This is a genomic window from Tenacibaculum aquaeponti, assembly GCF_057221555.1.
Genome location: NZ_CM170147.1, coordinates 25,246 through 48,866 on the forward strand (window position 1 = coordinate 25,246; position 23,621 = coordinate 48,866).

19 protein-coding genes are annotated in these 23,621 nt (G+C 29.3%); 10 read left to right on the forward strand and 9 right to left on the reverse strand.

The annotated features are described in order from the left end of the window. Both AC2TEO_RS00140 and AC2TEO_RS00145 read right to left on the reverse strand, forming a co-directional pair. The gene (locus AC2TEO_RS00140) at nt 1-708 is read right to left on the reverse strand and encodes a copper homeostasis protein CutC (protein WP_442266158.1); all 708 of its coding nucleotides are present in this window, start codon (nt 706-708) and stop codon (nt 1-3) included. Continuing rightward, entirely contained in the window at nt 708-2,993 is a 2,286-nt protein-coding gene (locus AC2TEO_RS00145) for a beta-N-acetylhexosaminidase (protein WP_442266159.1), read from the reverse strand. Before AC2TEO_RS00145 ends, AC2TEO_RS00140 begins: the two co-directional genes overlap by 1 nt. A gap of 37 nt (nt 2,994-3,030) precedes the next feature. Between AC2TEO_RS00145 and AC2TEO_RS00150 the strand changes: the two genes are divergently transcribed. The 3 genes from AC2TEO_RS00150 to AC2TEO_RS00160 are packed head-to-tail and all read left to right on the forward strand — an operon-like array spanning nt 3,031 to nt 8,314. After that, nucleotides 3,031-5,979 (forward strand): GH92 family glycosyl hydrolase, encoded by a 2,949-nt coding sequence (locus AC2TEO_RS00150; RefSeq protein ID WP_442266160.1) that lies wholly within the window; start codon nt 3,031-3,033, stop codon nt 5,977-5,979. A gap of 19 nt (nt 5,980-5,998) precedes the next feature. Continuing rightward, the gene (locus tag AC2TEO_RS00155) at nt 5,999-6,991 is read left to right on the forward strand and encodes a glycosylasparaginase (protein ID WP_442266161.1); all 993 of its coding nucleotides are present in this window, start codon (nt 5,999-6,001) and stop codon (nt 6,989-6,991) included. Nucleotides 6,992-6,997: 6 nt separating this feature from the next. After that, nucleotides 6,998-8,314, forward strand: coding sequence for a sugar MFS transporter (locus AC2TEO_RS00160; RefSeq protein ID WP_442266162.1), 1,317 nt, complete (start codon nt 6,998-7,000; stop codon nt 8,312-8,314). An 86-nt stretch (nt 8,315-8,400) separates the two neighbouring features. Here AC2TEO_RS00160 and AC2TEO_RS00165 read toward each other — a convergent pair whose 3' ends face one another. The 3 genes from AC2TEO_RS00165 to prfB all read right to left on the reverse strand — a co-directional run bounded on the left by AC2TEO_RS00165 (nt 8,401) and on the right by prfB (nt 12,777). After that, nucleotides 8,401-11,184, reverse strand: coding sequence for a M16 family metallopeptidase (locus AC2TEO_RS00165; protein ID WP_442266163.1), 2,784 nt, complete (start codon nt 11,182-11,184; stop codon nt 8,401-8,403). Nucleotides 11,185-11,280: 96 nt separating this feature from the next. Further along, complete coding sequence (gene arsC, locus AC2TEO_RS00170; RefSeq protein ID WP_442266164.1) at nt 11,281-11,622, reverse strand: arsenate reductase (glutaredoxin); 342 nt, start codon at nt 11,620-11,622, stop codon at nt 11,281-11,283. A 60-nt stretch (nt 11,623-11,682) separates the two neighbouring features. Continuing rightward, complete coding sequence (gene prfB / locus AC2TEO_RS00175; RefSeq protein ID WP_442266165.1) at nt 11,683-12,777, reverse strand: peptide chain release factor 2; 1,095 nt, start codon at nt 12,775-12,777, stop codon at nt 11,683-11,685. A gap of 71 nt (nt 12,778-12,848) precedes the next feature. On the opposite strand from prfB, the gene AC2TEO_RS00180 reads away from it, so the two are divergent. Then, nucleotides 12,849-15,224, forward strand: coding sequence for a zinc-dependent metalloprotease (locus AC2TEO_RS00180; protein ID WP_442266166.1), 2,376 nt, complete (start codon nt 12,849-12,851; stop codon nt 15,222-15,224). Between the two features lie 34 nt (nt 15,225-15,258). Continuing rightward, nucleotides 15,259-16,293, forward strand: coding sequence for a threonine aldolase family protein (locus AC2TEO_RS00185; RefSeq protein ID WP_442266167.1), 1,035 nt, complete (start codon nt 15,259-15,261; stop codon nt 16,291-16,293). 1 nt (nt 16,294) lies between these two features. Here the strand turns inward: AC2TEO_RS00185 and AC2TEO_RS00190 are convergent, their stop codons facing one another. Genes AC2TEO_RS00190 through AC2TEO_RS00200 form a run of 3 tightly spaced genes read right to left on the reverse strand, consistent with a single transcriptional unit; the run spans nt 16,295 to nt 17,915 of the window. After that, complete coding sequence (locus AC2TEO_RS00190) at nt 16,295-16,789, reverse strand: hypothetical protein (RefSeq protein WP_442266168.1); 495 nt, start codon at nt 16,787-16,789, stop codon at nt 16,295-16,297. 11 nt (nt 16,790-16,800) lie between these two features. After that, complete coding sequence (locus tag AC2TEO_RS00195; RefSeq protein ID WP_442266169.1) at nt 16,801-17,412, reverse strand: DUF8845 family protein; 612 nt, start codon at nt 17,410-17,412, stop codon at nt 16,801-16,803. A gap of 8 nt (nt 17,413-17,420) precedes the next feature. Further along, nucleotides 17,421-17,915, reverse strand: a complete 495-nt coding sequence (locus tag AC2TEO_RS00200; protein ID WP_442266170.1) for an RNA polymerase sigma factor — start codon at nt 17,913-17,915, stop codon at nt 17,421-17,423. A gap of 123 nt (nt 17,916-18,038) precedes the next feature. Between AC2TEO_RS00200 and AC2TEO_RS00205 the strand changes: the two genes are divergently transcribed. The 5 genes from AC2TEO_RS00205 (at nt 18,039) to AC2TEO_RS00225 (ending at nt 22,460) form a co-directional block, all read left to right on the forward strand. Then, entirely contained in the window at nt 18,039-18,932 is an 894-nt protein-coding gene (locus AC2TEO_RS00205; RefSeq protein WP_442266171.1) for a MerR family transcriptional regulator, read from the forward strand. A 78-nt stretch (nt 18,933-19,010) separates the two neighbouring features. Continuing rightward, on the forward strand, nt 19,011-20,480 hold the full coding sequence (gene crtID / locus AC2TEO_RS00210; protein WP_442266172.1) for a bifunctional phytoene desaturase/3,4-desaturase: 1,470 nt from the start codon (nt 19,011-19,013) through the stop codon (nt 20,478-20,480). Next, nucleotides 20,477-21,319 carry a phytoene/squalene synthase family protein gene (locus AC2TEO_RS00215; RefSeq protein ID WP_442266173.1) on the forward strand — a complete coding sequence of 281 codons (843 nt, stop codon included), beginning with the start codon at nt 20,477-20,479 and terminating at the stop codon, nt 21,317-21,319. Before crtID ends, AC2TEO_RS00215 begins: the two co-directional genes overlap by 4 nt. After that, nucleotides 21,319-21,768, forward strand: coding sequence for a sterol desaturase family protein (locus AC2TEO_RS00220; protein ID WP_442266174.1), 450 nt, complete (start codon nt 21,319-21,321; stop codon nt 21,766-21,768). The genes AC2TEO_RS00215 and AC2TEO_RS00220 overlap by 1 nt, the downstream gene beginning before the upstream one ends. Beyond that, nucleotides 21,768-22,460, forward strand: coding sequence for a lycopene cyclase domain-containing protein (locus AC2TEO_RS00225; protein WP_442266175.1), 693 nt, complete (start codon nt 21,768-21,770; stop codon nt 22,458-22,460). The genes AC2TEO_RS00220 and AC2TEO_RS00225 overlap by 1 nt, the downstream gene beginning before the upstream one ends. A 116-nt stretch (nt 22,461-22,576) precedes the next feature. On the opposite strand, the gene AC2TEO_RS00230 is transcribed toward AC2TEO_RS00225, so the two are convergent. Further along, entirely contained in the window at nt 22,577-23,509 is a 933-nt protein-coding gene (locus AC2TEO_RS00230) for a hypothetical protein (protein ID WP_442266176.1), read from the reverse strand. Nucleotides 23,510-23,621: the final 112 nt, after the last annotated feature.

Here is a 23,621-nt window from a genome sequence, read left to right on the forward strand (position 1 = left end):
TTAATTAAAAATTCTATTCATTAAATCTTTAATGATTTGATCATTCGAAATGGTTTGATCAGTATTTCCAAAACAATTGGCATTTTTATTTTTAGATTTTATTTTTTTAGAAGCAGAAGTATGAATTTCTTCTAAACCTATTTTTTTAAACAATTCAACATTATTAGGGGTAATTCCGCTACCAGCTAAAATGGTAATTTTATCCCCATATTTTTCATGTAAATCTTTAATTAGAGCTAAACCTTCCTCTGCAGTATTTTTTTGTCCAGATGTTAAGACACGATCTACACCTAAATCAATAAGTTGTTCTATTGCTTCATAAGGATCAGGAGTGATATCAAAAGCTCTATGAAAAGTAAAAGGAAGTGGTTTACTTAATTCTATTAACGCTTTTGTACGCTCCATATTTATAGTATTATCACTATGTAATACACCAGAGACAATTCCAGAAAAACCTAATTCTTTGCACAATAAAATATTTTCCTTCATTATTTTATATTCCACAGGGGAGAAATTAAAATCTCCACTTCTAGGTCGTATTAAAACGAAAGATGGAATATTTATATTGTTAGCTATAAGTTTTAATAAGCCATAAGATGGAGTAATACCTCCTAATTGTAATTCAGAACACAATTCAATTCTATGAGCACCAGCTTCTTGAGCATGAATAGCAGATTGATATGAATTAGCACAAATTTCTAGTTTCATTAGTTGATAATTATTTCGTCAATAAAAGTCCAAGCATTATATCCAGCCCCTTGTTTACCTTCAGGAATAATTCCATAATTTGGGATGTCAATAAAAACTTTTGAAGCTTTTACATTTTTAAATTTCACATGTACATTACACAATAAAGAATCTCGATTTTTTATGGGGGTAAAATCTTGTTGTTGTTTTATATTCTCAGTACTAACGAAATCAAATTTTATTTTTTTAGGAGCATAAATCCATTGTCCGTTTCCATTATGAAAACGAATTTTTATTGAGTTAATAGGAGTTAGAGTATCAAAATCTATTGAAATATTAACATCTTTTCCAAAAAAACCTAACCATTCTTTGTCACCATATCTTTTACTACTGCCAGAAATACCATTAATTAAAGCTTTAGCTCCTCCAGCATTATAAGACGGATGCGGATCTGTACTTAATGTTATTTTTTTTCCAATAGCTTTGTGTAAATTAATTTTAGTAGAAAAAAGTGAACTTATTTTTTTACCATGATTATCAAAAACTAATGCTTTGAGGTTAGTAGTTTTATTAATTATGATTGGATTTACATATACTGTCGATAAATTAGAAGTAGGTTCAGTTCCATCTATAGTATAAATAATTTTTTCATTATTAGAAGTAGAAAGTTGATACATAAGTTTTCCTTTTTTTTCTAATAAATCACCTTTAATTATATGTAAATTATTTGCGTAATTAATATCTTTTGCGTTAAATCTTTGTTGAAAATGTGTTAATCTCGCTATAAAATTAGCATATTTTTTTTGATTTTCACTAGACCAAAGTACTTCTGATAAAGCAATTGCTCTAGGAAAAACCATATACTCCACTTTTTCAGGGGTTTTCATATATTCTGTCCATACATTTCCTTGAGCTCCTAAAACGTATTTTTCCTCTTCTTTAGTCAAATCTTCAGGAATAGGATTAAAATGATATACTTTTTCTAATGGTAAATATCCTCCGATAGCCAAAGGTTCATTTTCATCTTCTGATTGATAATAGTCAAAATAACAATGAGAGGTAGGTGTAAGTATTACATGATGTTTTTCTTTAGCTGCTTTAACTGCACCTTTAATTCCTCTCCAAGACATCACAGTTGCATTTGGGGCTAAAACACCTTCTAAGATTTCATCCCAGCCAATAATTTGTTTCCCTTTACTATTAATGTATTTTTCCATACGAGTAATAAAATAACTCTGTAAGCCATGTTCATCTTTCAAGTTTTTTTCTTTGATTAATTGCTGACAAAAAGAAGATGTTTTCCATTTTGTTTTTGGAGCTTCATCTCCACCAATATGAATATATTTTCCAGGAAACAGTTCAACAATTTCATCTATAACATCTTCTAAAAATTTAAATGTAGTTTCTGTAGGGCAATATACTTCATCAAAAACTCCCCAAGTTGTAGCTACTTTTATAGGTGTGTCAGAACAACCTAGTTCTGGATATGCAGCAATAGCAGCTTGAGAGTGCCCAGGCATTTCAATTTCTGGAATAATAGTAACAAAACGTTCGCTAGCATAGGTTACAATGTCTTTTACTTCTTTTTGCGTATAATATCCTCCATATTTTTTTCCGTCGAATTGTTGTGGTTGGCTATTATAGTGTCCTATTAAAGTTTCATCTCTATAAGCAGCAATTTCTTGAAGTTTAGGATATTTTTTAATTTCAATTCTCCAACCTTGATCTTCTGTTAAATGCCAATGGAATGTATTGTATTTTAATGAGGCTATAACATCAATATATTTTTTTATAAAATCTACAGAAAAGAAATGCCTACCTACATCTAAATGCATTCCTCGATATTTAAATCTAGGTTTATCTTTTATTTTTATACAATGAATAGGAATTTCTTCTCCATTGTTCACCACAGGTATTAATTGTAATAAAGTTTGAACAGCATAAAAAGCACCTTTACTTGTCTTAGACCCAATAATTATTGAGTTTTCATTTATCTCAAGAGAATAACCCTCTTCATCTGTTATATTAGTATCAGTAACAAAGTTTATTTCATTTTCAGCAGAAGGACTATTACTGTGTAATTGTAATTGATCGTCAAGATAAGATCTCAAATATTTAATAACATTTTTAAATTCTGATTCACCAGTAACAAATGTATCTTTTGTAAGATTAAAAATACCTTCTTTTATTTCTTGTTCTAAAGGCACAGGTATAATATTTGGAGAAATAGGAGCATTTTTTGAGTTTTGTTTTGTACAGGTTAAAAAACAAAAACATAGAATTACTAAAAAGAGATACGACTTCATTTTATTATCTTAGGATTTTTAAAAAACAACAAACCAAATGAATTTTAGTAAACAGCTATTCATACTAATTATTTTTTTAATTGTTAGTTGTAAAAAGCGAGAAATTTCGCTTGCACAAGATACAAAATCGTTATTAACTTATGTTAATCCCTTTATAGGAACTGGTGGTCATGGACATACATATCCAGGAGCAACAATGCCTTTCGGAATGATGCAATTAAGTCCAGATACACGTTTAGATGGTTGGGATGGTTGTTCTGGTTATCATTATTCAGATGAATATATTTACGGGTTTTCACACACACATTTAAGTGGAACAGGTGTTTCTGATTATGGAGATATTTTATTGATGCCAACCAATAAAGTAATTTTCAATAATGGAGCAGATGGTAAAGAAGGTTACCGTTCTAAATTTTCACATGATAAAGAAAAAGCAGAACCAGGATTTTACAAAGTACATTTAGATGACACCGATATTAATGTTGAACTTACTGTTTCTAAACGTAGTGGAATGCATAAGTATCAGTTTCCTTCGACTGAAAATCAATTTGTCACAATAGATATTGAGCATAGAGATGAGTTATTAGAAGGAGTCATAAATTTTGAGATAGAGAATAATAAGATTATTAAAGGATACCGATTTTCAAAAGCTTGGGCTACAAATCAAAAACTTTTTTATTACATAGAATTTTCACATGCATTAAGTCCTGTTAAAATAAATAGTGAAGTATCAACTGTAGAGGATATTAAAGCTACTAAAGGAATCTCTTCATTTAAATTCATTAATCCAAATAATGAACCTGTTTATGTTAAAATAGGAATTTCTGCTGTGGATATAGAAGGAGCGAAAAAGAATCTAGAGCAAGAAATAGGAGATAAAACTTTTTCATCAGTTAAAAAAGAAGCTCAAGAAACTTGGGAAAAGCAATTAAGAAAAATAGTTGTTGAAAGTGATAATGAAGATTATAAAGTCAATTTCTATACATCGATGTATCACACAATGATTGCTCCGAATTTATATCAAGATGTTGACGGTCGTTATAGAGGAATGGATTTAAAAATTCATGAAACTAAAGATTTCGATTATTATACAGTTTTTTCTCTTTGGGATACTTATCGTGCAACTCATCCACTATACACGATTATTGAGCAAGATAGAACGAACGATTTCATTAATACATTTTTAGCAAAGTATGACGAAGGTGGTATTATGCCAATTTGGGATTTATCCGCAAATTATACGGGTTGTATGATTGGTTATCATGCCGTTCCAGTAATTGCAGATGCATATTTAAAGGGAATTAAAGATTACGATGTTGAAAAAGCTTTACAAGCAATGAAACATTCTGCGACAAGAGATAAATTAGGATTAAAATCTTATAAATCTTTAGGATATATTCCTGTTGAAGAAGAAAGTGAATCAGTATCTAAAACATTAGAATATGCTTACGACGATTGGACAATCGCTCAGATGGCTAAACAAATGGGAAAAGAAGAAGATTATAAAGAATACATTCAACGCGCACAGTATTACAAAAATGTCTTCGATCCGAAAACACAATTTATGAGAGGTCGATTCAGAAATACTTGGTTTGCACCTTTCGATCCGTATGAAGTAAACTTTAATTATACAGAAGCGAATGCTTGGCAATACAGTAATTATGTTCCACAAGATATTTCAGGGTATATTAAGTTATTAGGTGGAGCTTCTGTTTTAGAAAAGAATTTAGATACACTTTTTGCTGCTGAATCAAATACTTCAGGTCGTCACCAGAAAGATATTACAGGATTAATTGGTCAGTATGCACATGGAAACGAGCCAAGTCATCATATGGCGTATTTATATAATTATGTAGGAAAACCAGGCAAAACACAGGAGAAGATATATCAAATTCTTACAGAACAATATACCAATGCTCCAGATGGTATTTCTGGAAATGAAGATTGCGGACAAATGAGTGCTTGGTACATTTTTAATTCGTTAGGATTTTATCCTGTTACGCCAGGTTCTAACAAATATATTATTGGTACACCATTACTTAAAAAAGCTACAATTTATTTAGAAAATGGTAAAACATTTACAGTAGTTGCTGAAGGAATCAGCGATGAAAATAAATATATTAAAAACGCGAGATTAAATGGTAAAACTTTAGATCGAACTTTTATTAGACATGAGGAAATTGTAAACGGAGGTTCTTTAGAATTTGAAATGACAAATTCACCAAGTAATTGGGGAACTCAAGAAAATGCTTTACCAAAGAGTAGTATAGAAGATCATTTGATCGTTCCTGCTCCATTTATAGAAAAAGGAGAAGTTGCTTTTAAAGGAAATACTCAAGTTGTACTAGCAAATGCTGACACAAATGCTGAAGTGTATTTCAAATTAAATGATGGAGAATTTAAAAAATATGAACAACCGATTCAACTTTCAGAAAAAACAAAGTTATCAGCTTATGCAAAAATAGGGGAAACCAAAAGTGCTATTATTGAAACTAATTTTGTGAAAATTGATCCGAATATTAAAATTTCATTAGAAACAGCATATGCAAATCAATATAATGCTGGAGGTGATAATGCACTAATCGATGGAATAAAAGGAGCAAGAGATTTTAGAACTGGAACTTGGCAAGGATATTCTAATGTAGATATAATTGCAACTGTTGATTTAGGAAAAGAAAAATGGGTTGAAAGTATTAGTACAAATTATTTAGAAGATCAACGTAGTTGGATATTCTTACCAACATCGGTTGTGTATTATACTTCTGTTGATGGAAAATCGTATAAGCAAGTAGCTGACTTAAAAATTGATTCAGCAAAACCTAAAGAAAATACGAGTATTAAAGAAGTAACAATGCACCTGAAAGGAAGTAATGTTAGATATGTAAAAGTTGTAGCTAAAAAATTAGGTGATTTACCAGAATGGCATTTAGGATACAAACATAATGGCAAGTCTTGGATATTTATTGACGAAATAATGATAAAATAATAGAACTAAAGGAAGAAAAATGATAAATAAAGAAACGTTATTTAGTGTAGGTTTGTTAGCTACTGTCTTAATGACAGGTTGTAAAACAGAAAAAAAAACAGAAGAATCAGTAAAAGTTCAAACAGTTACCACCGTAAATAAACCTTTAGTAATTGCAACTTGGAATACACCAGAAGCAGTAAATGCTGCTGCTAAAGTTTTACAAAACGGAGGAACAGCTTTAGATGCAGTTGAACAAGGATGTAGAGTAGAAGAAGCAAATCCTAAGAATCAAACTGTAGGAATTGGAGGATTACCAGACCGAGATGGTTTTGTGACTTTAGATGCTTGTATTATGAATGAAAAAGGTGATTACGGAGCTGTAGTTGGTGTAGAAAATATTAAACATGTAATTTCTGTAGCAAGAAAGGTTATGGAAGATACACCTCACGTATTATTATCGGGGAAAGGAGCTGAGCAATTTGCGGTTTCAAAAGGATTTCAAAAAGAAGATCTTTTAACTGAAGCTTCTAAAAAAGCTTGGGAAGAATGGAAAGTGAAATCAGAATACAAACCGATAATCAATATTGAAAATCATGATACTATAGGAATGTTAGCGATGGATGCTGAAGGAAATCTTTCAGGAGCATGTACAACAAGTGGTTTAGCATATAAACTAAGAGGTAGAGTAGGAGATTCACCAATTATTGGATCGGGATTATTTATTGACAATGAAGTTGGTGGGGCTGTAGCTACAGGTTTAGGAGAAGAAGTTTTAAAAACAGTAGGGAGTTTTTTAATTGTAGAATTAATGCGACAAGGAATGTCACCACAACAAGCATGTGAAGAAGCTATTAAAAGAATAGTTACAAAGCCTAATAGTAATTTTAAAGACTTTCAAGTTTGTTATATTGCTATGAATAAAAAAGGAGAAATAGGAAGCTATGCTATTCATGAGTGGTTTAGTTTTAGTATGTTTGATACTAATGGATATAACAATATTAAATCAGATTTTTACTTAAAAGATAAATAATAACTTATGACAACAACCAATAAATCTTACAAAACAGCTTTTATATTTTTAACGACTTTATTTTTTTTATGGGGATTTATTACCGTATTAGTAGATTCGTTAGTTCCTCGTTTGAAGGATGTTTTCGAAATGTCTTATGCGAAAACAGTATTAGTTCAATTTGCTTTTTTTACAGCTTTCTTTGTTATTTCTGTTCCAGCAGGGAAATTGTTAAGTAAAATTGGATATAAAAAGGGAATTGTATTAGGTTTAACTATTATGGCTCTAGGTTGTTTATTATTTTACCCAGCTTCTTCTTATAGAAGCTTCTCCGTATTTTTAATAGGATATTTTACTTTAGCTGGAGGAATTACGGTATTACAAGTTGCAGCAAATCCTTATGTAGCTTTATTAGGAAATGAAAATGGAGCATCAAGTAGATTAAACTTATCACAAGCATTTAATTCTTTAGGAACTACTATAGCGCCAATTGTAGGAGCATTATTCTTATTAAGTGATACAGTAAAAACATCAGAAGAAATAGAACAATTATCAGAAGTTGCAAAATCTGAATATTATGCAGCAGAAGCTGCTACCGTGCAAACTCCATTTCTTTTTATTGCAGGGTTTATAGCAATTTTAGCATTGGTGTTTTCGTTTATTAAATTACCAAAAGTAATGGAAGAAAGTCCGAAAGGAGGTTATCTTTCATTATTAAAAAATAAAGTAATGTTATTAGGAGCATTAGGGATTTTTGTTTACGTCGGAGCTGAAGTTTCTATTGGTAGTTTTTTAGTGAATTATTTCCAAGACATGAACTTAGCAACTATCATTTCTCAGAATGAAACTATGATGAATATAGCAAATACTATAGCTAGTGTTTTTAATAAAACATTTTCAAATTCAGATCCAAAATCGTTATTAGGAATTTTTGTGATTTTCTATTGGGGAGGCGCTATGATTGGACGTTTTGTTGGAGCATATTTAACAAAAATTATCTCCCCAGGTAAGGTTTTGGCAATTTTTGCAATTTTGGCAGTTACAATGATTTTTGTTTCTATTTCTACAACAGGGTTGATTTCTATGTGGTCTATTTTAGCGGTAGGATTATTTAACTCTATTATGTTTCCAACTATTTTTACTTTAAGTTTAGAAGGATTAGGAGATTTAAAAGCACAAGCTTCAGGATTACTTTGTATGGCAATTGTTGGTGGAGCAATTGTACCTTTTATATTTGGAGGTTTAATAGATAGTTTTGGCTTTAAAACAGCATTTATATTAACATTAGTTTGTTATGCGTATATCTGTTATTTTGGAAGAACAAAAGCATTAGTGAAAAGTTAATTCATAATATTTAAAATAAATATTAATATAGAAAATCAAAAGCTCGCCATTGGCGAGCTTTTATAATATATGATAATATGTAAATCTTATTTTTCGGGATTTAAAATACCTAAAATTGGTCCATTAGAAAGATATTTCTTAGCTAATCTTTGAATATCTTTTGTAGTAATAGCATTTACTCTTTCTTCAAAAGTGAATACATCATCAGGATTGTCATTTGAAAAATCAATTCCTTGTATTGTATTTAACCAAAATCTATTCTTTTTAATATCTTCCTTATGATCGTTAATCATAGCTTTTTTAGCTTTTTCTAAATCTTCTTCAGAAGGACCATTTTTAATTAAAGACTCTACTTCTGCAATAGAAATATCTTTTAATTTATCTACATTTTCAGGAGCACAAGGGAATCCTATAGAGAAACTATAACTTCCATATGGTAATTTACTCATTCCGCTACGAGCTCCAGCAGAGTATACTCCACTTTCTTTTTCACGTAATTTTTCCGTAAGCTTAATACCAACAACTTCTCCTATAAAATCAAAAATTAAAGCATCTTTATCATTGTAATCAGCTTCTCCTTGGTATCTAATACTTACAGTACTTTTAGGATCTTTTCCTTTAGCAACGATTTTAGTATGAGATCCAGTTTTTGGTCGGAAACTATGTACTTTATAAGACTCTTTAGAATTTGTACTAGGTAAGCTAGCAATATATTTAGTAGCTAATTCAGTAAGTTTCTTTTCATCAATATTTCCAACGAAATAGAAATTAAAATCGCTAGCATCAGCAAAACGCTCTTGATACTTTTTATAAGCCAAATTATAATCAGCTGCTTCATATTTTTCAGGAGAAGGGAATCCACTGTAACGAGAGTTTCCTTCGTTCATGAAATCACCCATTTCTTTTTGGAAGAAAAATCTAGGGCTGGCTAAAACATTCCCTAAGAAACTTTTTTGCTTGTTTACAAAAGATTTAAATGCCTTTTCATCTTTATTTAAAGCAGTAAAATATAAGTGAACTTGTTGGAAAAGTTCTTCTAAATATTTAGGAGATGCACTTCCAGAAAAACCTTCACTAATACTACCAATATATGGTCGAACTCGTGCAATTTTACCAGACATCATTTTACTCATATCGTTTAAGTTGAAACCATTAATTCCAGCTTCAGTTAAACCTCCATTTGCAAAAGAAGTAGCTTTAAGTTCTTCGTCTGAATATAAAGAAGTTCCTCCATAGCTATATGCCGTAAATAAAACTTCATCGTTTTTAAAGTCAGTCTTTTTAAACGTAATTTTAGCACCATTACTTAAAACTAATGTTTTTGTACCTAACTTATCGTTAGAAGTAGTTTTAGTTACTGTTCCTGCAGTAGGAGCTTTAGTAATTAAAGAAGAAGCTACAGCTTTATCTTCATAAGGCTTTAACTCTTTTGTTTTTACATCGTTTAAAGCTTTTAACACTTGTGCTTCTGTAACAGTCTTTTTTGAACCAGTGATAACAACTACTCTGTTGTCGTCATGTAAGTAATTTTTAATTAAATCATTTACTTCAGATAATTGAATTGAAGGTAACATTTTAAGTGTGTTTTTATAACTCCACTCAACGCTAGCCACAGGTCTATCACCTAAAAAACCACTAACTAGTGATCCTACAATACGGTTAGATTCTCTTTTGTTTCTATCTTTAAAAGATTTTTCGATACGAGAAATAATATTCTTTTTAGCTCTTTCAAATTCTCCCTTTTGGAAACCAAAACGTTTTACTCTTTCGTTTTCAGTTAATAAAGCAGTTAATCCTTTTAATTGACCATCAGCACTTGTTCCAGCCTGAGATTGGAATGCTCCTCTGTCTTTAGCTAATGTTCCACCATAGTAACTAAATCCATAGGTAAATGGAGGGTTTTCACTATTTCTTAATTCGTCAAATCTATTGTTAATCATTTGATCGAATAAGTTGTTGATTAAAGATTTTCTGTAACCGTCTATAGTAGTAACTGGTTTTCTATCTTCACGATCTTTGTACATAATCTCTACACTAGAGAAAGGAGCTTCCTTATCTGCTTCAATAGCAATAAATGTCTCTTTGTGATTCTTTAAAGTGTAGTGTTCTTTTTTTCTTGGATTTTTAGACGCTGGAATCTTTGAAAAATAATCTTTTACTTTTTGCTCTAAAACAGCAACATCTGCATCTCCAACAGCGATAACAGCCATTAGGTCTGGTCTGTACCAATCTTTAAAGAAACGACGGATACTCTCATGTTTAAAGTTTTCGATGTTTTCTTTTGTACCGATAGGTAATCTTTTTGCGTATTTTGATCCATATGCAATTTTATCGATGTAGTTTTCTAACATTCTAGAGTTTGCATCTCTACGAGAACGATATTCTTCAAGAACAACACCACGTTCTTCATCAATATCTTTACCTTCTAATAATGCTCCATGAGCCCAGTTTTCTATAATTTGAAAACCTTTATCAAGTTTTGCTGGATCATCACTTGGGATAGGTAAAATATATACAGTTTGATCAAAACCTGTATATGCGTTTAAGTGTGCTCCAAATTTAACACCTATAGATTGTAAGTAATCAACTAATTCGTTTCTTTTAAAATCTTTAGTTCCATTAAAGTTCATGTGCTCCATAAAGTGAGCTAAACCTAATTGGTCTTCATCTTCTAAAACTGAACCAGCTTTAATTGCTAAACGAAGTTCTACTTTGTTTGCAGGTTTTGCATTTTGTTTTACAAAATAAGTTAAACCATTAGATAATTTACCTGTTTTAACAGAAGGGTCATTTGGGATTTTTGTAGACTGTGCTACTACTATTTGGGACACAAATAGTGCTAGTGTAAATAGTTTTACAGCTTTTTTCATAGTAAATTGAAGTATTAATAATTGACGCGAATATACGCTGAAAGCAATTTAATTTTGAACTTTCTCTGTTAATAAGTGTTAATATTTAAGAATCTGTTACAGAATTTCTAAAATTTTTTGTGGAGGTCTACCAATAACAGCTTTTTTATTGTGAATAACTATTGGTCTTTCTATTAATTTTGGATTTTCCACCATAGCTTTAACGATATCATTATCAGATAATTCTTTCCCTTTGTAGTTTTCTTTCCAAATACTTTCATTCTTTCGAACTAAATCAATTGGAGAAATATTTAAAAGTGTAATAATTTCAGTTAGTTCTGTTTCGTTTAAAGTGTCATTTAAATATTTAACTATAGAAAACTCTTTTTTACTTTCTTCAAGGATAGCTAATCCTTGTCTAGATTTTGAACATCTAGGGTTGTGATATATTTTGATCATATTTTTATAAATTAATTATTAAAGTGAATTATAAAAAGAAAATTTAGGGACTTCAGATTTTTAGTTCTCTTTCTGTCCCATCATCATTAGATAAGATTTTAAGAATGGGTTAATGTTTCCATCCATTACAGCATCTACATTTCCAGTTTCATGAGCAGTTCTAACATCTTTAACTAATTTATAAGGATGCATTACATAATTACGAATTTGGCTTCCCCATTCATTTTTTAGTTTATTAGCTTCAATATCAGCTCGAGCTGCTTGTCTTTTTTGTAGTTCAATTTCATATAATTGAGACTTTAACATTTGTAATGCAGTAGCTCTATTGTCGTGTTGAGATCTAGAATTAGAACATTGTATTTGAATTCCTGTAGGTTTATGATGTAATTGAACTTTTGTTTCTACTTTATTTACATTTTGTCCTCCAGCACCACTAGAACGAGCTGTTGTAATTTCGATATCAGCAGGATTAATATCTATTTCTATAGAATCATCAGCAACCGGATATACATAAACAGATGAGAAAGAAGTATGGCGTTTTGCATTACTATCAAACGGAGAAATTCTCACTAAACGATGTACACCGTTTTCACCTTTTAACCATCCGAAGGCATAATCTCCATCAATTTCAATAGTAACTGTTTTAATTCCAGCTGTATCTCCGCTTTGATAATTTAAAGTTTTTAATTTAAAACCTTGTTTTTCTGCCCACATCGTATACATTCGAGTTAACATTTCTGTCCAATCACAACTTTCAGTTCCTCCAGCTCCAGCTGTAATTTGTATAACAGCGCTTAGACTGTCACCTTCTTCGGAAAGCATATTTTTGAATTCAATATCTTCTAAGAATGTATTTGTCTTTTCAAATTGTTCCGTAATTTCATTCTCCTCAACATCACCTTCTTTGTAAAAATCATAGAGAACATTTAAATCTTCATTTAAAGCAACGATTTCATTATAATCATTAACCCATTTCTTTTTTAAACGTAATGATTTCATTAAAGTTTCAGCTTCCTTAGGATTATTCCAAAAATTAGGATCGGCTGTTTTTTCTTCTTCGTTAGAAATTTCAATTAATTTCTGTTCTATATCTAAATAACCTTTAAGTTTTTCTACGCGTTCACTTATGTTTTTTAACTGGTCGTGTGTAATCATAATGGCAAAAATAAGGTAAAAAAAAGATTTAGTATTTTTAACAGCCTTTTAAATCTAAACCTAATTACTACATGAAAAAAACAATATTTTTTATCTGTTATTTTTTTGCTATTTCTACTTTTTCACAATTTTTTGATGGAAAGAAAAATGTAAAGAAATACGAAGGATTTATTCCTTTTTATTATAATGAAAAAACTGATGAAATTTACCTTGAGATTTCAAAACTAAACACAGAGTTATTGTATGTGAATGCATTGTCAGAAGGTGTTGGTTCTAATGATATTGGTTTAGATAGAGGTCAGTTAGGAAGTGGGGTAGTAGTTAAGTTTGTTAAAGCAGGTAATAAGCTATTATTAATTCAACCCAATCAAAATTATAGAGCTGTTACAGAAAATATAGAGGAGAAACAATCCGTAAAAGAAGCGTTTGCAAAATCGATATTACATGGATTTTTAATTACTGAAGAAAAAAATAGTAAGTTCTTAATTAATGCAACCGATTTTTTAATGCGTGATGCTCATGGAGTAGCAGATAGGCTAGCTTCTAATAATCAGGGAAGTTATAGATTAGATAAGAGTAAAAGTGCGTTTTATTTAGAAAGAACAAAAGCTTTTCCTAAAAATGTGGAGTTTGATTTAATGCTTACTTTTTCAGGAAAACCTAAAGGATATAATATTCGAAGTGTAACTCCAAATGCTTCTTTAGTAACTGTTCATCAGCATCATTCTTTCGTAGAATTACCAGATAATAAATACAAACCTAGAGTTTACGATCCTCGTTGTGGTTCTTGGCAAATGACATATTTAGATTATGCAACTCCAGTAGATCAATCCATTAGAAAAAGATTTATTTATAGACACAGACTAGAGAAGAAAAATCCAAACGCTAAAGTTAGTGAGGCTGTTGAACCTATTATTTATTATTTAGATAGAGGAACACCAGAACCTGTACGTTCAGCATTATTAGAAGGAGGAAGATGGTGGAATCAAGCATTTGAGGCAATTGGTTATAAAGATGCTTTTCAATTGAAAATGTTACCAAAAGATGCCGATCCGTTAGATGTTCGTTATAATGTAATTCAATGGGTGCATCGTTCTACAAGGGGTTGGAGTTATGGAGGAAATATTTCAGATCCTAGAACCGGCGAAATTTTAAAAGGTCACGTAAGTTTAGGATCTTTAAGAATTCGTCAAGATTTTTTAATAGCTCAAGCTTTACAAGCTCCTTATGCAAATGGTAAAAATGAAGATAAATTTGCTTTAGAAATGGCTTTAGCCAGAATTCGTCAATTATCAGCTCATGAAATCGGACATACATTAGGTTTTGCGCATAATTTTGCTGCAAGTACAAATGAGAGGTCTTCAGTTATGGATTATCCGCATCCAAAACTTACACTTAAAAATGGTAAAATTGACTTTTCTAATGCTTACGATAATAAAATTGGAGCTTGGGATAAAATAACAGTTGCTTATGCTTATCAAGATTTTCCAAGTAATGAAAAAGAAGGTTTAGTTAAAATCTTAGATGAAGCTTCGCAAAAAGGATTACGATTTATTTCTGACGCAGATGCAAGACCAAAAGGAAGTGCACATGCATATGCACATTTGTGGGATAACGGAAAAAGTGCTTCTGAAGAATTAAAAAATATATTAGAAATTAGAAACGAGGCTATAAAGAATTTTTCAATTGATAATATAAAAAGTAACCAACCTTATTCGGTTTTGGAAGATGTATTTGTTCCTTTGTATTTCTTACATAGATATCAAACTGATGCAGCTTCAAAATTAATTGGTGGACTTGATTATACTTATGCTGTAAAAGGTCAAAAAGATATTGTTGTAAAACGAATAGAAGGAAATGTAGAACGTGAAGCTTTGCAACAATTACTAAGAACTATAGCTGTAAATGAAATTGCAGTTCCGAAACGATTATTAGCACTTTTTCCACCTAGAGCTTATGGTTATAGTAGAACTAGAGAAAGTTTTAAAAGTAAATCGGGCGTAGCTTTCGATCCTTATGGAGCTGTTCAAACCAATGTTGCGTTTACACTAGATTATTTATTTCATCCAGAACGAGTAAATCGTTTATTACAACATTATAATATTGATAATTCTCAGCTTGGATTAGATGAAATGTTAACAACAGTAATCAAAAAATCTTTCAAAAAAGAATATAAAGACTCTTATTATAATGGATTACATAACGTAGTTAAAAAAGAAATTTTATCAAATCTATTTTATTTGTACAACAATGCTATTTATTTTGAAGGAAAAGCTATTGTTAACGAAAAAATAAATAGTATTGTAATGGATTTGAAGAATAGTGATAAGGCAATTGACCAAGAGTTTTTATTGTTGATTAAGGATTTTAAAAGCAATCCTTCTAAATACAATAAGAAACCCAAAACTTTAAAAATTCCTGATGGGTCTCCAATAGGAATGAAATAAAATAAAACAACAACACAAAAAGAAATATTACAGCATGCAAGTAAACTTAATAAGTGATACTGTTACTAAACCTACAGAAGGAATGTTAAAAGCAATGATGAGTGCTAATGTAGGTGATGATGTATTTAAAGGAGACCCAACTGTTAACCTATTACAAGAGAAAGTAGCAGATATGTTTGGAATGGAAGATGCTTTATTTTTTCCTTCAGGAACAATGGCTAATCAAACAGCAATAAAGCTACATACACAACCAGGAGATAAATTGTTCTGTGACAAATGGGCTCATGTATACAATTATGAAGGTGGAGGGGCAGCTTTTAATGCTGGAGTTTCTTGTAAATTAATTGATGGAGATCGAGGAATGTTTACAGCCGATCAATTACAATATATTGCTGAAGGAAGATCTGATATTCATGTTCCATATTCTCGATTAGTTTGTATTGAAAATACTACGAATAAAGGCGGAGGAGCTTGTTGGGATTTTGAAGAATTAAAAAACATTAAAAAAGTTTCAGATCAATTTAATTTAAGTTATCATTTAGATGGAGCAAGATTATTCAATGCTCTTGTAGAAAAGAATGAAACACCTAAACAATACGGAAAATTATTTGATACAATTTCTATATGTTTATCTAAAGGTTTAGGTGCGCCAATTGGTTCTGTTTTAGTTGGTTCTAAAGAGCATATGGAAAAAGCTTTGCGCATTAGAAAATTATTTGGTGGAGCTATGCGACAAGTAGGATATTTAGCTGCAGCAGGAATTTATGCTTTAGATCATCATGTAGCACGTTTACAAGAAGATCATCAAAAAGCTAAAGAAATAGGAGAGACCTTAGCTCAATTATCTTATGTGAAAAAAGTAGAGCCAATCGAAACTAATATTGTGATCTTTTATGTTAACGACAATATTAATGCCAATGATTTTATTAAAGATATGGAAGAGAAAGGAATTTTATTAATTTCAATGGGAGAAGGAAAAATAAGAATTGTTACGCATTTAGATTATACTGATAAAATGCATAAGGTTTTATTACAAGCATTACAGAATTATCAAATGTTGAAATTTTAACTTAGAAGAAAACTCTAAATACTGGTGAAAAAGCAGAGGCATAAATGCTTTTGCTTTCATCAAATAAAATATCGTAACGAAAACCGATAGAAATATTTCTTCCAATTCGATATCCTGCTCCTAAATAGAGTGCAGGATAACTAAAACTTTCCTTGCTTCCTTCGAAAGTTCTATTAACAAATAATTGTTCAAATTCAGCAGAAATTTGAACTTCTTCTATTGGGTTGTGAAAACTTAATATACTAGTACTGTATACATTATTTTTGAAATCACCTTGTTTAGCATACTGATATCCTAAGCCTAAACCTAAAGCAAAATTTGAATTAAAATTATAAATAGCATTAGGAGCAATGGCTATTGTTGTAGAGTTATTTCCAAAACCTAAACCAAAAGCACCTCCAAATTGAACATTATCCCAAAAATTCGTTTTAGAATCTTCTTGAGAAAATGAAATTGTACTAATTAGAAGAGCACAGAAAAAAAGTGTTTTTTTCATGAGTAAAATTTTTACTCTTCTAATTTAGCTAAATCTTTATAATTTTTGTTCAGTTTGTTTAGTAAAATTCCATAAAGTAATTGGTAAATAAGCCATATTACAGCTAACATAATAGCTAAAGCAATTAAAGAAGCTATAGCAACCCCTATAGTTTGAATTGTCGATAGATCTGCAAACTGTTTTTTAATCATTAAAACCAATGCTATAAGATAGAAAATAGTCAAATATGATAGGTTTATTAACACGTAATTTCTAACCGTTTTTCTCGTGTTAAGAATTTGATTCATTAAACTCTTAGTATTCTCTGTAGTAGAAATTGATCTAAAATTAACATAGAATTTATAAAGGAAATATAAAATTATACTTAAACCAACTATAGTATTAAAATGCATGAAATACTTATTAAGTCCAATGCTTTCATAAGCTTTTATACTTTTCTCTATATCAAAAAAGAAAAATGAAGATCCAATAAGTATAAATTCAAATAATCCTATTATAAAAATCCATTTAACTATTGATGAAGATTTAGATTTCATCATTTTATAAATCTCACTTTTAGATACTTTATTTGAGTTCTCAGGTTGATTATCCCAAGCTTCTTTATATTTTTCTAATACGTCCATATAATTTTTTATGGGTTTAGTATTTTTTTTAATTTATCTTTTGCTCTATTCATTTTTACTCTTGCATTAACTTCGCTAATACCAAGAGTATCGGAAATCTCTTTATACGATTTATCTTCTAAATAAAGAAAAACTAAAGCTTTGTCTATATCATTTAAATGTTGAATAGCTCCATATAATGCTTTTAGCTGCACTTCTTGGGTATCGTCATATTCTATAGCCTTTATCTTAAAAGCAATATCTGAGATATCTTGAGTTTTAACTTTTCTAGATGATTTTCGAAATAAAGAAATAGCTGTATTAAGTGATACTCTATATAGCCATGTACTAAATTTAGCATCACCTCTAAATTTGACATAGTTTTTCCATACTTGAATAGTTATTTCCTGAAACAAATCATTGTGATCACTTTGATTTGTAGTGTAAATTCTACAAATTTTATGAACTATATTTTGATTAGATTCGAAATCATCTAAAAATTTGTCTTCTAGACTTTTTGACACAATATTGATTGGTTAGTTACATTGTTAGTAGTCGAAATATATAAAATGTTACAGTATTTTTTAAGAAAATTTTATAAATCAATTTTATATTTATTATATTTGTTTAATAAAAAGCAATTAACGTTGAACAATATTAAGACAGTATTTACTATTAAAGACTTAGAAAACATCTCAGGAGTCAAAGCACATACTATTCGTATATGGGAAAAGCGTTATAATTTATTAGAGCCGAATAGAACAGATACTAATATTAGATATTACTCTTCAGATAGTTTATTGAAATTACTTAATGTAGCTTTATTAAATAAACATAATTATAAAATATCTAAAATTGCTCAAATGTCTGATGAGCAAATTTTAATTAATACTAGGGAGTTGGCATTTAAATTTGCTGCAAATGATGAAGCTATAAATGCTTTCAAAATGTCTATGTTTCAGTTTGATAAAGTATTATTTAATAGTACATATGAAAAATTGTTACATAAGAAAACATTCAGACAAATTTTTAAAGAGGTTTTCATTCCTTTTTTAAATCATATTGGTTTGTTATGGCAAACAAAAACCTTAATGCCAGCACATGAACATTTTATTTCTAACTTAATAATACAAAAAATTCAATTAAATACAGAAAAACTAGAGTATTCTGCCACAAATAAAGATTATACTTATGTGCTTTTCTTACCTGATGGAGAAATTCATGAAATAGGTTTAATGTATTTGAATTTTGAATTGGTTTTAAGAGGTTGTCAAACTATTTACTTAGGACAAAGTTTACCTTTAAATAATCTTAATTATTTTTTCGAAGGAGAATTAAAAGTGTGTTTTATTACTTCAATGACTGTTCAGCCAAGCGATGACAGGGTTTTTGAATATTTTTCAGAAATAGATTCGATATTGAAAAGTACAGAGCATAAGTTAGTTGCAGTTGGAAAAAAAGCAATGTTAGCTTCAGGTAAAGTTTTTACTTCTAATATTGAAATCTATTCTTCAGTAATAGAAATGGTAGAGAACCTATAATTTTTTGTTTAATTTTTAATTAAAACCATTAAACAAAAAATATTTTTGTTACCTTTAGAGTATCATAAATATTTTACTTTGAAAAAATCAATTTCAATAATAGGTTCTGGATTTTCTTCTTTATCATCTGCTTGTTACATGGCTAAAGCTGGATATAAGGTTACTATCTATGAAAAAAATAATACACTAGGAGGAAGAGCTAGGCAGTATTTAAATGAAGGATTTACATTTGACATAGGTCCTACTTGGTATTGGATGCCAGATGTTTTTGAAAAGTTTTTTGCAGATTTTGGTAAAAAACCATCTGATTATTATACTCTTGAAAAGTTAGATCCTGCATATCAAGTTTATTTTGGAGAAAACGATTCCATAACCATTCCGGGAAGCTTTGAAGAAATATGTGAAATATTTGAAAAAGAAGAGAAAGGTAGTTCAAAACATTTAAGAAAATTTATCAAAGCAGCTAAAGATAATTATGAGATAGCTGTAAAAGATATCGTTTACAGGCCAGGAATTTCTCCGTTAGAATTAATAACTCCTAAAACAGCAATTAGAGTAGGACAGTTTTTTTCAACTATTAAAAAACAAGTTCGTAAAAAAATAAAAAGCCAAAAATTAATACAAATACTAGAGTTTCCAGTTTTGTTTTTAGGAGCTAAACCTAGTAACACTCCTGCATTTTATAATTTTATGAATTATGCAGATTTTGGTTTAGGAACTTGGCACCCTAAAGGAGGTATGTATAAAGTTATTGAAGGTATGGTAACTTTAGCAAAACAGCTTGGAGTTGAGTTCAAAAATAACTCAGCAGTTCAAAGCATTAATGTAAATGAAAAAAATGAAGTCAAAAGTATCACTGTCAACAATGAAGAAATAGTAACTGATTTACTTTTAAGTGGTGCAGATTATCATCATACTGAAACTTTATTAGGTACTAATTTGAGACAATATTCTGAGAAATACTGGGATAATAGAGTTTTTGCGCCTTCATCTTTATTATTTTATGTGGGTTTTAGTGAAAAACTTAAAAATGTAGAACATCATACTTTATTTTTTGATACAAATTTTGATGTGCATGCAAAAGATATTTACGATACACCAAGATGGCCAGAGAATCCTTTGTTTTATGCCAGTTTTCCTAGTATTACCGATAGTTCTTTTGCTCCTGAAGGTAAAGAAGCAGGTACTTTTTTAATTCCATTAGCACCTGGTATAGAAGATACTAAAGAGATAAGAGAAAAGTATTTTAACATAATTATAGAAAGATTAGAACGTTTAACTAATCAAGATGTTAAACAAAATATTATCTTTAAAGAGAGCTATTGTGTTAATGACTTTATAGAAGATTATAATTCATATAAAGGAAATGCTTATGGATTAGCAAACATTTTAACACAAACAGCATTTTTAAGACCTAATATAAAAAGTAAGAAGGTTAAAAACTTATACTTTACAGGACAGTTAACAGTACCTGGTCCTGGTGTACCACCGTCTTTAATTTCGGGTAAAATAGCTTCAGATTTAATTTTAAAAAACCACCTATCATGAAAAATTTATTTGACGACGTTTCTTATAAGTGTAGCAAAATTGTTACCAACAGTTACAGTACATCTTTTTCATTAGCCACAAAAATGTTATCGAAATCAATTAGATCTCACATCTATAATATTTATGGTTTTGTGCGCTTCGCAGATGAAATCGTAGACACTTTTCATGATTATGACAAAGAAGATTTACTTGACCGTTTCGAAAAGGATTATTATTTATCAAAACATTCTGGAATAAGTTTAAATCCTATTTTAAATTCATTTGTGCATACTGTAAATAAATTCGACATTACAGATGATATGGTACAAGCTTTTTTAAAGAGTATGCGTGCAGATCTTCATAAAACTGAATATAATACTCAAGAAGAGTATAACGAATACATTTACGGATCTGCAGATGTTGTTGGATTAATGTGCTTGAAGGTTTTTGTAAAAGGAGATAATAGTAAATATGAAGCTTTAAAAGCCCCTGCAATGCGTTTAGGTTCTGCTTTTCAAAAAGTAAATTTTTTACGTGATTTAAAAGATGATGTAGAATTACTAAACCGTTCGTATTTTCCAAATGTAAATTTGAAAGAATTAGATAATAAATCTAAAGAAGAAATAATAGCAGAAATTGAAGAAGATTTCGATTATGCTTTTTCTAATGGAATTTTACAGCTACCTGTAGATGCTAAGTTTGGAGTATATATGGCATATCGTTATTATAGAAAATTATTAAATAAATTAAAGGCAACTCCATCAGCTAAAATTATGGATACTAGAATTAGGATTTCTAACCCAATGAAGATAAATTTGTTGGCTAGAAGTTATGTGAAATATAAATTAAACTTAATTTAATGACATTTACTTTAGTTACACTAGGAACATTTATTTTAATGGAAGGAATTACATGGTGCACTCATAAATATGTAATGCATGGTTTTGGTTGGTATTTACATGAAGATCATCATCAACCTGGTTATCCACATGTTTTTGAAAAAAATGATGCTTTTTTTGTAGTCTTTGCAATACCAAGTATGATGCTTTTTTTCTTTGGTATTAGACCAGAACTTAATTTCTTGTTTTTTATAGGTTTAGGTATTTTGTTATATGGATTAGCTTATTTTTTAATACATGATGTTTTAATTCATCGTCGATTTAAGTGGTTTGATAAAACTGACAATTGGTACTTTAGAGGTTTAAGAAAAGCTCATAAAATTCATCATAAAAAATTAGGGAAACACGAAGGAGAATGTTTCGGAATGTTATTTGTTCCCTTTAAATATTTTAAAGAATATTTAAAATAGTGGAATATCTTTATTTACTTTTAAATCTTGGTTCTTTAAGTATTCCGTTATTATATTCTTTTGAAAAGAATATGCGTTTTATCAAACATTGGAAAGCTGTTCTACTATCTTTAACTATAGTATCAACTGTTTTTTTAATTTGGGATGCTATTTTTACCAAAAATGGAGTATGGGGATTTAACCCAGATTACCATTTATCGTTTTTACTTTTAGGTATGCCGATAGAGGAATGGTTATTTTTCTTTTGTATTCCTTATGCAAGTATTTTTATCCATTATTCTTTAGAATACTTTAAACCCAACTTATTAATTTCTGAAAAGAATACTAAATTAATTACGTTAGCTACAATAGCTATTGTAACCCCTATTTTAATTTTAAATTTTGGGAAAGCTTATACAACTGTAAATTATTCTTTTTTAATCGGGATGTTACTTATTGGTTTTTTCTTTGGAATTGAATATTTAAGACGTTTTTATATTGCTTTTTTAATCATTTTAATTCCTTTTTTTATCGTTAATGGAGTATTAACAGGAACAGGTATTGAAGAACCAGTAGTATGGTATAATAATACGGAAAACTTAGGAATTCGTTTAGTAACAATACCTGTAGAAGATATAGGTTATGCATTTACCATGTTATTTGGAAATGTATTTCTCATAGAGAAATTTAAAAAGAAATATGAATCTTCCTAAAATAGGTTGATATAAATTTACTATTAATGATCAATAATTGATATCTCTTTGTTTTGATAATGATATTAAGAGTTATAATAAGGCTTATTTAAATTCATATTTTGTAGCTTAAAAAATTACTTTAGAATCTTTTCTAAATCAACTTTCACTTTATATATTCTACTTTGTCCGTTCATATAACTATTTGCAATTGAATTAAATTCAGAAAAATCACTTGATTTTTTAGATTTTGTTTCGTCTCTTTTACTTGTAAAATATAAAGTGTTAGTCTTTTTGTTGTAAAAAGGGCAATAATCCATTTTATTAGAATTTATCATTGAACCTAGGTTTTTTCTTTTCTGAAAAATTCCTGATTTATTCTTAAAACTAATGTATAAATCACCGCTTCCTAAACCATCTTTAGCCTTGTAAATTGAATATATAAGAAAATCTTCATTAGGAGAGATATATGAATTAAATTCATAACCTTTGCTATTAATATTTTCATTTAAAACTATTGGTTGATCGTAACTAGAACCATTCCATTTAGCAAATAAAATGTCATCTTTACTAGTTGTTACATTTTTATCTGAAGTATAATAAATATTATAATTTTTACTTAGAGAAGGATAAAATTCGTTATGTTTAGTATTTATAGGAGCTCCTAAGTTTATTGGTTCAGACCAATTAGAGTTTATAGTTTTTCTTTCTACATACCAAATGTCATAATCTGCTTCTTTTGTAGAATTGTTTTTAGGTCTATTTGATGAAAAGTATAACCTTAAATTATTTGGACTTAAAAAAGGTTCAATATCTCTAAACTTACCAGAAAACGATACTATTGTAAAGTTAGTCCAAGTGTTATTTATTCTTTCAGATTTTACAATAGTTCCCTTATTTTCATTTAAATTTTGAATTGTAAAATAGGCTTCCTTTCCATTTGAAGATAAAGTGAAATCTCTACAACTTATAAACTGTTTAAAATTTTTATCTAACGGGACAACTTTTTTAGTTTGACTATAAGTAATAAAAGAAAGAAAAAAAATGTACCCAGTGATAATAGTTTTCATAAAAAAAAAATTTATCACAAAGTACATTTTAAATTATTCACAGATTAGTTTAAAAAGAATTTTAACTAAATTTTAGTAGCTAATCCATTTTTAAGTTACCATTAAATCTATT